8 protein-coding genes are annotated in these 6,640 nt (G+C 70.5%); 4 read left to right on the top strand and 4 right to left on the bottom strand.

Annotation, left to right across the window (positions count from 1 at the left end):
* The 4 genes from tilS to folE all read left to right on the top strand — a co-directional run.
* A partial coding sequence (gene tilS, locus G3I41_RS27785) for a tRNA lysidine(34) synthetase TilS (protein ID WP_164403119.1) occupies positions 1–687 on the top strand: 687 nt, incomplete at its 5' end.
* Between the two features lie 101 nt (positions 688–788).
* Positions 789–1,328 carry a hypoxanthine phosphoribosyltransferase gene (hpt, locus tag G3I41_RS27780; RefSeq protein WP_164403121.1) on the top strand — a complete coding sequence of 180 codons (540 nt, stop codon included), beginning with the start codon at positions 789–791 and terminating at the stop codon, positions 1,326–1,328.
* Positions 1,329–1,521: 193 nt separating this feature from the next.
* On the top strand, positions 1,522–3,546 hold the full coding sequence (gene ftsH / locus G3I41_RS27775) for an ATP-dependent zinc metalloprotease FtsH (RefSeq protein ID WP_164403118.1): 2,025 nt from the start codon (positions 1,522–1,524) through the stop codon (positions 3,544–3,546).
* Between the two features lie 150 nt (positions 3,547–3,696).
* Positions 3,697–4,302, top strand: a complete 606-nt coding sequence (gene folE / locus G3I41_RS27770; RefSeq protein ID WP_164403117.1) for a GTP cyclohydrolase I FolE — start codon at positions 3,697–3,699, stop codon at positions 4,300–4,302.
* A 42-nt stretch (positions 4,303–4,344) separates the two neighbouring features.
* Here folE and G3I41_RS27765 read toward each other — a convergent pair whose 3' ends face one another.
* From G3I41_RS27765 to G3I41_RS27750, 4 genes are all read right to left on the bottom strand, one after another.
* On the bottom strand, positions 4,345–4,830 hold the full coding sequence (locus tag G3I41_RS27765; RefSeq protein WP_164403116.1) for a DUF3180 domain-containing protein: 486 nt from the start codon (positions 4,828–4,830) through the stop codon (positions 4,345–4,347).
* A gap of 66 nt (positions 4,831–4,896) precedes the next feature.
* Positions 4,897–5,508, bottom strand: a complete 612-nt coding sequence (gene folK / locus G3I41_RS27760; protein WP_164403115.1) for a 2-amino-4-hydroxy-6-hydroxymethyldihydropteridine diphosphokinase — start codon at positions 5,506–5,508, stop codon at positions 4,897–4,899.
* The gene (gene folB, locus G3I41_RS27755) at positions 5,505–5,864 is read right to left on the bottom strand and encodes a dihydroneopterin aldolase (RefSeq protein WP_073966343.1); all 360 of its coding nucleotides are present in this window, start codon (positions 5,862–5,864) and stop codon (positions 5,505–5,507) included. Before folB ends, folK begins: the two co-directional genes overlap by 4 nt.
* A 212-nt stretch (positions 5,865–6,076) precedes the next feature.
* Complete coding sequence (locus G3I41_RS27750; protein ID WP_164403120.1) at positions 6,077–6,556, bottom strand: nuclear transport factor 2 family protein; 480 nt, start codon at positions 6,554–6,556, stop codon at positions 6,077–6,079.
* Positions 6,557–6,640: the final 84 nt, after the last annotated feature.

Below are 6,640 nucleotides of genomic sequence, written 5' to 3'. Positions count from 1 at the left end.
GGTCCCGAGGCCGCCGCCCGCGACGCCCGCTTCGCCGCGCTCGACACCGCCGCCGAACGCCACGGGGCCGCCGCCGTCCTCCTCGGCCACACCCGCGACGACCAGGCCGAGACCGTCCTGCTGGGCCTCGCCCGCGGCTCCGGCATCCGCTCCCTGTCCGGCATGGCCGCCGCCTCGGGCCCGGCCGGCCGCTACCGCCGCCCCTTCCTCCAGCTCGACCGGCAGACCGCCCGCACCGCCTGCCTCGCCCAGTCCCTGCCCGTCTGGGACGACCCCCACAACATCGACCCCGCCTACACCCGCTCCCGGCTGCGTCACGAGGGCCTGCCGGCGCTGGAGAAGGCCCTCGGCAAGGGCGTGGTCGAAGCCCTCGCCCGTACGGCCCAGCTCTCCCGCGACGACGCCGACGCCCTCGACACCTGGGCCGCCGCCGCCGACCGTGACGTACGCGACGACGCCGGCCGGCTGGAGTGCGCCAAGCTGTACGCCCTGCCCCCCGCCGTGCGCCGCCGGGTGCTGCGCCGGGCCGCCATAGAGGCGGGATCCCCGGCCGGTTCGCTCTTCGCCCGGCACATCGAGGAAGTGGACCGCCTGGTCACCGGCTGGCGCGGCCAGCAGGCCATCAACCTCCCCGGCCGCGTCGAAGCCCTGCGGCAGGGTGGCAGACTGGTCATTCGGCAGAGCTGACGCACGAGCGGCTGACGAGCAGGGCGAGCGGCCGCGCAGGCCCGGGGCTCCACCCCCGGACCGGGCAGGCACAGAAAGAGACGCGGGTGAACGAGAAGGACATGGGCACCGACCTCCAGTCGGTGCTCCTCACCAAGGAAGAGATCGACGCGAAGCTCGTGGAGCTGGCCGCGAAGATCGACGCGGAGTACGCCGGCAAGGACCTGCTCCTCGTCGGGGTCCTCAAGGGCGCCGTCATGGTCATGGCGGACCTGGCGCGCGCGCTGTCCACCCCCGTCACCATGGACTGGATGGCCGTCTCCTCGTACGGCGCGGGCACCCAGTCCTCCGGTGTCGTCCGGATCCTCAAGGACCTGGACACCGACATCAAGGGCAAGCACGTCCTGATCGTCGAGGACATCATCGACTCCGGCCTGACGCTGTCCTGGCTGATGTCGAACCTGGGCTCGCGCGAGCCCGCCTCGCTGGAGATCTGCACCCTGCTGCGCAAGCCGGACGCGGCCAAGGTCGCGCTCGACTGCAAGTGGACCGGCTTCGACATTCCCAACGAGTTCGTCGTCGGTTACGGGCTGGACTACGCGGAGAAGTACCGCAACCTCCCCTTCGTCGGGACCCTCGCCCCGCACGTATACGGAGGCTGAGGGCCCGCGGGCCCTCAGCCGGGCCCGCCGGGAACCCTCAGGGGCCGCCCGCCGTTGAGCCTTCGAGGCGCGATTGCCGGACGTCCGAGGCGGACGCCGGTGACCATGCTGGGGTACCGTCCGAAGAACAGTCTTTACTCACAGCAGCATTTACCTACGGGCAGGAGGGACGGGGCGTCTTCGCCTCGTATGGATGGACGTGAAGCGATACTTCCGTGGGCCGGTCATGTGGATCGTGCTGGCCGTCCTCGCCGTGGTCGTGTTGATGAATGTCGTCGGCTCGGGCGGCGGCTACAAGACGGTGGACACCGGACAGGTGATCCAGGCGATCAGCAAGAACCAGGTGGACCAGGCCAAGCTCACCACCGGTGACGATCACATCATCAAGATCGAACTGAAGGACGGCCAGAAACTGGCCGACGAGTCCGGCAGCAAGTTCCAGGCGAGCTACATCGGCAACCAGGGCGTCCAGCTCGCCGACATGCTCCAGAAGAAGTACGAGAGCGGCGACATCAAGGACGGGTACACCGTCTCGCCCTCGAAGCAGTCCCCGTTCGTCTCGATCCTCTTCTCGCTGCTGCCGTTCGTCCTCATCGTGGTCGTCTTCCTGTTCCTGATGAATCAGATGCAGGGCGGCGGCTCCAAGGTCATGCAGTTCGGCAAGTCCAAGGCCAAGCTGATCACCAAGGACACCCCGAAGACGACGTTCGCCGACGTGGCGGGCTCGGACGAGGCGGTCGAGGAGCTCCACGAGATCAAGGAGTTCCTCCAGGAGCCGGCCAAGTTCCAGGCCGTCGGCGCCAAGATTCCCAAGGGCGTCCTGCTCTACGGGCCTCCCGGTACGGGCAAGACCCTGCTCGCGCGCGCCGTCGCGGGCGAGGCGGGCGTCCCGTTCTACTCGATCTCCGGCTCCGACTTCGTGGAGATGTTCGTCGGTGTCGGCGCCTCCCGCGTCCGCGACCTGTTCGAGCAGGCCAAGGCGAACGCCCCGGCGATCGTCTTCGTCGACGAGATCGACGCCGTCGGCCGCCACCGCGGCGCCGGCATGGGCGGCGGGCACGACGAGCGCGAGCAGACGCTCAACCAGCTGCTCGTGGAGATGGACGGCTTCGACGTGAAGGGCGGCGTCATCCTGATCGCCGCCACGAACCGCCCGGACATCCTCGACCCGGCGCTGCTGCGCCCGGGCCGCTTCGACCGGCAGATCGCGGTCGACCGGCCGGACATGCAGGGCCGTCTGGAGATCCTGAAGGTCCACCAGAAGGGCAAGCCGGTCGCCCCGGACGTCGACCTCGGCGCCGTCGCCCGCCGTACGCCCGGCTTCACCGGTGCCGACCTGTCGAACGTGCTGAACGAGGCCGCGCTCCTGACGGCGCGCAGCAACCAGAAGCTCATCGACAACGCCATGCTGGACGAGGCCATCGACCGCGTCGTGGCGGGCCCGCAGAAGCGGACCCGGATCATGTCCGAGAAGGAGAAGAAGATCACCGCGTACCACGAGGGCGGACACGCCCTGGTCGCGGCGGCTTCCCCCCAGTCGGACCCGGTCCACAAGATCACGATCCTCTCCCGCGGCCGCGCCCTCGGTTACACGATGGTGCTCCCGGAGGAGGACAAGTACTCCACGACGCGCAACGAGATGCTCGACCAGCTCGCGTACATGCTGGGCGGGCGCGCGGCCGAGGAGCTGGTCTTCCACGACCCGACCACCGGCGCCGCGAACGACATCGAGAAGGCCACGGCGACGGCCCGCGCGATGGTCACGCAGTACGGCATGACCGAGCGGCTCGGCGCGATCAAGTTCGGCGGCGACAACACCGAACCGTTCGTGGGCCGCGAGATGGGCCACCAGCGCGACTACTCGGAAGAGGTCGCCGCGTTGGTGGACGAGGAGGTCAAGAAGCTCATCGAGACCGCCCACAACGACGCGTGGGAGATCCTCGTCGAGAACCGCGACGTGCTGGACACCCTGGTCCTCCGCCTCCTGGAGAAGGAGACCCTGGGCAAGGAGGAGATCGCCGAGATCTTCGCCCCGATCGTCAAGCGCCCGGCCCGCCCCGCGTGGACCGGATCCGCCCGGCGCACCCCGTCCACCCGTCCGCCGGTCCTCTCCCCGAAGGAGCTCGCCCTCACCAACGGCGCGAGCACGGCCGCCGGCTCGGTCACGGACACCGTCCCGAGCACGGAGGCCCTCCCCGAGGATCGTCCCGAGAGCTAGTCACCGACCCGGTGTGTCCCCCGTCACGGGGCTCCCGCCAGGCCCGGAATGGATGCCGCGTCCCCCAGGTTCTAGCCTGTTGGGGGCGCGGCTTTCTCCGTATACCTGCGCGGATGCCCCCGCAGTGACAGCTCAAGGAACGAGGCACACATGACCGACCCGGTGACGCTGGACCCCCAGGGGCCGATCGGCGAGTTCGACGAGAAGCGTGCCGAGGCCGCCGTCCGGGAGCTGCTGCTGGCCGTGGGCGAGGACCCCGACCGCGAGGGCCTGAAGGAGACGCCGGGGCGGGTGGCGCGGGCGTACAAGGAGATATTCGCCGGCCTGTACCAGCAGGCCGAGGACGTCCTGACGACCACGTTCGACCTGGGCCACGACGAGATGGTGCTGGTCAAGGACATCGAGGTGTTCAGTACGTGTGAACACCACCTGGTCCCCTTCCGCGGCGTGGCGCACGTCGGATACATCCCGGCCACCAGCGGCAAGATCACCGGCCTCTCGAAGCTGGCCCGGCTGGTCGACGTCTACGCCCGCCGGCCGCAGGTGCAGGAGCGGCTGACCACTCAGATCGCCGAGTCCCTGATGGAGATCCTGGAGCCGCGCGGCGTCATCGTCGTCATCGAGTGCGAGCACATGTGCATGTCGATGCGCGGCATCCGCAAGCCCGGGGCGAAGACGCTGACCTCCGCGGTCCGCGGGCAGCTGCGCGACCCCGCGACGCGCGCCGAGGCCATGAGCCTCATCATGGCGCGCTGATCCCGCCCCCGACCCGCTGACGAGCCGGACCCGGCACCGGCCCTACGCCGCCGCCGCGTCCGGCTTGTTGTCGTCCTTGTCGTCCGGGAGCTTGCAGACGTGTTCCAGGAAGAGGGCGGCGGCGATGACCGCGACGCCTGCCAGGACCGCGAAGCCGGCGTAGACGGCCTGGTCGCGGCGGGGCGGGTTGTCCAGGGATCCGAGCAGGAAGACGGCCGTGCCGCCGTACATGCCGGAGACCAGGGCGACGACCAGGGCGCTCGCCTGGGCGAAGACCAGGGCGCGGGCGGCCATCAGGGGCTCGACGCCCTTGGCACCCGGGCGGCGTTCGCGCTGGGCGCGCAGTCGGGTGCGGATGGAGAGCGCCGTGGCCAGCAGGACGACGGCGATCAGCGCGAGGACGATGGGCGCGAAGAGCGGGACGCTCGGCAGTGTGCCCAGGGAGTCCCAGAGCCGGGCGGCGCCCCAGGACAGGACTCCGGCGGCGGCGAAGAGGCCGGCCAGGACTCCGAGCCGTAGTTGCTTCACCGGGTGAGCCGCCCTTCGCGCCTGTGGTCGTCGTGATCGTCGTGCTGTGTCCTGTGAGCCTAACGACTACTCCGGCAGCCGGAGTTCCAGGTCGGCCCGGGGAAGCACGCCGTCGCGCCCGACACCGGTCAGCAGCTCGGCGACCGGGCCCGCGCCGGGCAGCTGGGCCTCGGGGTCCACGTCGTGCCAGGGGGCGAGGACGAAGGCGCGCTCGCGGGCCCGGGGGTGGGGGAGGGTGAGCACGGGGTCGTCGGAGACGACATCCGCGTACGAGACGATGTCCACGTCGATGGTGCGCGGGCCCCAGCGCTCCTCGCGGACCCGTTCGAAGGCTTCCTCGATGGCCTGGCCGCGCTCCAGGAGCGAGGACGGGGGCAGCGTCGTCTTCACGACGATCACCGCGTTGAAGTACGAGGGCTGGGAGCCCGGGTCGACGCCCCAGGGCTCCGTCTCGTAGACCGGGGAGACCGCCTTGACCCGGAGGCCGGGCGTGTCCTCCAGGGCGTCGATGGCGCCCTGGAGCGTCTCCAGGCGGTTGCCCAGGTTGGCTCCGAGGGAGAGCACGGCGAGTTTGGGGTTCGAGAGGGTGATGTCCGCCGCGTCCACCTGCTCGACCACGGAGGCGGGCACCGGCTGTACGGTCGGGTCGCTCTGCCCTTCGGTGGAAAATGCAGTCATGCTCGGCTCCGGGTGATGGTGATGGTGACGTCGTCGAACGGGACGGTGATGGGCGCGTCCGGCTTGTGCACCACGACCTCCACCTCCTCGACGCCGTCGTGCTTGAGGCACTGCTGGGCGATGCGCTCGGCGAGCGTCTCGATCAGGTCGACCGGCTCGCCCTGGACCACGGCGACGACCTCCTCCGCGACCACGCCGTAGTGCACGGTCTTCGTCAGGTCGTCGGTGGCTGCCGCGGGGCGGGTGTCGAGGCCGAGCACCAGGTCCACGATGAACGTCTGTCCCTCTTCCCGTTCCCGGGGGAAGACGCCATGGTGCCCGCGGGCCTTGAGGCCGCGCAGCGCGACACGATCCACGCGAATCACTCCTGCTGTCGTTGGTCGTAGGGGCACGGGGCCGCGTGCGGGCGGCCGGGTGCCCGGTTTCGAATCTACCCGCGAGCACCGACAGCCCTCCCTCGCGGGGGCCGGGCCTGCGGGCACGGAACAGATAGCCGCTGATACCCCGATGGAGCCGGGTCCAATCACCCCGGGCGGGCTTTCGTGCCCGAAAAGGGGGGCGGGACGGCTCAGGGCGAAGGGTCTTCGTCCTCTTCCTCATCGGTTTCGGCCAATACGGGCGAACCGTGATGCGACCAGAGCTTCCAGCCGTCCGGCGTGTGCCGGAACACATTCGTGGCGACGACGAGCTGCCCGACGAGGGGGCCGAGCGAGGCACCCTCCTCGGCGGGGCCGCCGCTGAGGATGTTCTCGGTGCAGGTCACCAGCGCGGTGTCGCCGGTCATGGAGACACCGACGTCGGTCAGGAAGAACTGGATGTACTCGGTGTGCGCCATGATCAGCGCGTAGCTGCGCAGCACCTCGCGCCGCCCGCTCAGCACCGGCCAGCCCGGGTGGACGCAGGAGACCGTCAGCTCCTCGTCCGGCAGCCAGGCCGCGGTCAGCGCGTCCAGGTCGCCGCGTTCCACGGCCTCGTAGTACGCGGTGTTGGCCTGCTCGACGGCCGCGATGTCGGCGGCGGCGTCCGCGTGCCCGTCGCCCGGGGCCACTCCGTCGCCCGGCCCGGCCGCCTCGTCGCCCGGCCCGGTCACGCGGCTCCCTCGATGGCGCGGGCGACCCGGACGGCGTCGGCG

Source organism: Streptomyces sp. SID9727, assembly GCF_010550605.1.
Taxonomy (GTDB): Bacteria; Actinomycetota; Actinomycetes; order Streptomycetales; family Streptomycetaceae; genus Streptomyces.
Note: the sequence above shows the minus strand (reverse complement) of the source record. Positions and strands in the feature narration are given on the sequence as shown.

Coding starts and splice junctions, on each gene's coding strand:
- ftsH (WP_164403118.1), top strand. CDS start 1,522: ATGGACGTGAAGCGATACTTCCGTGGGCCGGTCATGTGGATCGTGCTG.
- folE (WP_164403117.1), top strand. CDS start 3,697: ATGACCGACCCGGTGACGCTGGACCCCCAGGGGCCGATCGGCGAGTTC.
- folK (WP_164403115.1), bottom strand. CDS start 5,508: ATGACTGCATTTTCCACCGAAGGGCAGAGCGACCCGACCGTACAGCCG.
- hpt (WP_164403121.1), top strand. CDS start 789: ATGGGCACCGACCTCCAGTCGGTGCTCCTCACCAAGGAAGAGATCGAC.